General features: G+C 74.9%; 3 protein-coding genes. 1 reads left to right on the plus strand and 2 read right to left on the minus strand.

Annotated features, from left to right (window positions below; translation table 11 throughout):
* Positions 1 to 135: 135 nt before the first annotated feature.
* Together GSF22_RS32385 and GSF22_RS32390 are read right to left on the minus strand one after the other, a co-directional pair.
* Positions 136 to 1,482, minus strand: coding sequence for an MFS transporter (locus GSF22_RS32385; RefSeq protein WP_208817718.1), 1,347 nt, complete (start codon positions 1,480 to 1,482; stop codon positions 136 to 138).
* A 79-nt stretch (positions 1,483 to 1,561) separates the two neighbouring features.
* Complete coding sequence (locus GSF22_RS32390; protein WP_208817716.1) at positions 1,562 to 1,798, minus strand: hypothetical protein; 237 nt, start codon at positions 1,796 to 1,798, stop codon at positions 1,562 to 1,564.
* 190 nt (positions 1,799 to 1,988) lie between these two features.
* Between GSF22_RS32390 and GSF22_RS32395 the strand changes: the two genes are divergently transcribed.
* Positions 1,989 to 3,101, plus strand: a complete 1,113-nt coding sequence (locus GSF22_RS32395; RefSeq protein WP_208817717.1) for a geranylgeranyl reductase family protein — start codon at positions 1,989 to 1,991, stop codon at positions 3,099 to 3,101.
* The last annotated feature ends 2 nt before the right edge of the window (positions 3,102 to 3,103 follow it).

The following is a 3,103-nucleotide window of genomic DNA, read 5'->3' on the forward strand; positions in this document are numbered from 1 at the left end:
TCGGCGGGGTGCTGCTGGCCCTGGCACTGTTCTGGCGGCGCCGCCGCTCCACCACACCCACCACCGACTGACCGTCCGGTCGTGGCCGGCGGCGTCCGCGCGGTCGGCACCGGCCCACCCCCGGTCCGCGCCGGTTCACCGGTGTCGTCGTCGCCGACCACCCAGATTGTCGGCGAGGTCGGCCAGCAGCGCCAGCAGCACGAACCCGACCGCCACCAGCAGGGCATCCCGGAAAGCCGGGGACCAGTTCGCCGCAGCCGCCTCCAGGGTGCCGAAGAAGACCGCCCCGACCGCCGCGATACCCGCCGCCGCACCGAGCCGTTGGCCGGTCTGCAACATGCCGGCCGCACCGCCGGCCTGCGGCACCGGCACCTCGGCGAGGGTGAGCGTCTGGTTCGGTGTGATCACCAGGCCGCTGCCCAACCCGGCCACGGCCAGTGGCGCCGCCAGCAGCCACGGCAGCCCGGCGCCGGGCCGCGCGGCACCGAGCAGGGCCACCACGACCAGACCCGCCGCCGCCAGGCACAGGCCCACCGTGACCAGGCTGCGGCCGTACCGGTTGACCAGCCGCCCGCCGAGCGCGGACGCCGCCGCCGAACCGAGCGCGAACGGGGTGATCGCCAGACCGGCGGTCAGCGCGTCGTAGCCCAACCCGGCTTGCAGGTAGAGGGTGAAGACGAAGAAGATCGCGGTGAACCCGGCGAAGTAGACCAGGGCGACCAGCGACCCGAGCGCGTACGAGCGGATCCGGAACAGCGCCAGGTCGAACAGCGGCTCACCCCGTCGCGCGTACCGCCGCTCCCACCAGGCGAAGGCGGCCAGCGCGGCCAGCCCGACCGGCACGAGCAGCCACTTCCGCGCTCCGGGCCACTGTTCGCGCTGCACCAGCGGCAGCAGCAGCGCCAGCACCCCGGCACCGAGCAGCAGCACCCCGACCGGGTCGAGGGACCGGGCCCCGGTCCCGCCCCCGGCCGGGACGAACCGCCAGCCGAGGAACACGGTGACCAGGCCGACCGGCACGTTGACGAAGAACACCCACCGCCAGCCGTGCTCGACCCCGCCGAGCCGGATCAGCGTGCCGCCGAGCAGCGGACCGACCGCGGTGGACAGCCCGATGGTCGCGCCGAGCAGACCGAACGGCCGGCCCCGCTCGGCGGGCGCGAACATCTGCTGGATCAGCCCGGTCACCTGGGGACTGACCAGACCCGCCGCCGCACCCTGGAGCAGCCGCGTCACCACCAGCCAGGTCGGTGACCCGGCCAGGCCAGCCGCCGCGCTGGTCACGGTGAACAGCGCCAGACCCACCACGAACACGGTCCGTCGCCCCCGGGCGTCGCCGAAGCGTCCCGCCGGGACCAGCGTCAGACCGAAGGTCAGGGCGTACCCGGACAGCACCCAGGCCAGGTCGCTGGGGGTGGCGCCGAGCGCCCGTTCGATCGACGGTACCGCCACGTTGACGATGCTGACGTCGAGCAGCCCCATGAAGGCCGCGACGAGCCCGACGCCCAGGGCCGGCCAGCGCCGCCGGTCGGGACCGGGCGGTACCCCGGCCGGCGCCGGCTCAGGCGGGCTGCCGGGCACACCACCGGGGCCCGAAGTCGAGCCCCGCCATCGGTGAGTCCTCCCGGTGCAACAGGTTCTTCTCGGCCAGGCTGCCCAGGGGTACGTCCAACTCCTCCTCGGTCAGCCCGGCCTCCTCGGCGATCACCTCCGGGTACGGCACCTGGCCGCGCGCCTCCAGGGCGGTGACCGCGACGTACACCTGCTCCTCGACTCCGGTGAGCGGGATCTGCTGCATGACGGTTCCCTCCACGAAACCGACCGCCCCGTTCTGTCTGCCGGGCGGTTTCCGTGCGGCGCTTACCCGGCGGGACGACGATGATGCTCCCCGGTCCGGGTGACGTTCGTGGCCGCGCGACCGGTGTCCGGGCCCGGCCGGTCCGGCGTGGAGATCACCAAGCCGGCCGTGCGTGGCCTACCCTGCTGCGGTGGAATCCTGGGACCTCGTCGTGGTCGGCGCCGGACCGGCCGGCCTCTCCGCCGCACACACCGCCGCCCGGGCCGGGCTGCGCACCCTGATCGTGGAGAAGGCCGAACATCCGCGGTACAAGACCTGCGGTGGCGGCCTGATCGGCACCTCCCTCGCCGAGGTGGCCGGCCGGATCGACGTACCGGCCCACGACCACGTCGACCGGGTCACCTTCACCCACGACGGCCGCCGGGCCTTCACCCGCCGGCACGCCGGGCCGTTGCTGGCGATGGTCCGCCGGGAGGAGTTCGACGACCGGTTGCGCGTGGCGGCGCAGGCGGCCGGCGCGCAGCTCCGGCAGCGGACCGCGGTGCGGGCCGTCGAGCAGGACCCGGAGGGGGTACGCCTGCGCCTGGCCGACGGCTCGGGCATCGACGCCCGGGTGGTGATCGGGGCGGACGGCTCCTCCGGGGTGACCGCCCGGCACGTCGGCGTCCGCTACGCGCAGGTCGACCTCGGCCTGGAGGTGGAACTGCCGGTACCGCCGGCCGCACAGGAACAGTGGCGGGGCCGGCTGCTGCTCGACTGGGGCCCGGTCCCCGGCTCGTACGCCTGGGTCTTCCCCAAGGGGGACCGGCTCACCGTCGGGGTCATCGCGACCCGGGGCGAGGGGGAGCGGACCCGGGCCTACCTGCGCGACTTCGTCGCCGGGCTCGGCCTGTCCGGGATCGAGCCGGTGCACGACTCGGGGCACCTGACCCGGTGCCGGTCCGACGACTCGCCGCTGCGGCAGGGCCGGGTGCTGGTCGTCGGGGACGCGGCCGGACTGCTGGAACCGTGGACCCGGGAGGGGATCAGCTACGCGCTGCGCTCCGGCCGGTTGGCCGGTGCGGCGGTGGCCACCGGTGACCTGGACGGCTACGTCCGGGACGTGCAGACGCAGCTCGTCCCGTCGATGCGGGCCGGACGGCACCTGCTCGACGGTTTCACCCGCCGACCGGGGCTCTTCCACAGTCTGCTGGCCACCCCGGTCGGCTGGCGGATGTTCGCCCGGTTCTGCGCGGGACGTACCTCGTTCGAGCAGGTCCTGGCCCGCCGGCCGGTCCGCGCCGCCCTCGCCCTGCTGCGCTGAAC

The sequence above is a fragment of the Micromonospora echinofusca genome (genome assembly GCF_017614955.1).
GTDB classification, from domain to species: Bacteria; Actinomycetota; Actinomycetes; order Mycobacteriales; family Micromonosporaceae; genus Micromonospora; species Micromonospora echinofusca_A.

Excerpts from the sequence above, each read along its gene's own strand:
- GSF22_RS32390 (WP_208817716.1), bottom strand. The coding sequence starts at position 1,798 with ATGCAGCAGATCCCGCTCACCGGAGTCGAGGAGCAGGTGTACGTCGCG.
- GSF22_RS32385 (WP_208817718.1), bottom strand. The coding sequence starts at position 1,482 with ATGGGGCTGCTCGACGTCAGCATCGTCAACGTGGCGGTACCGTCGATC.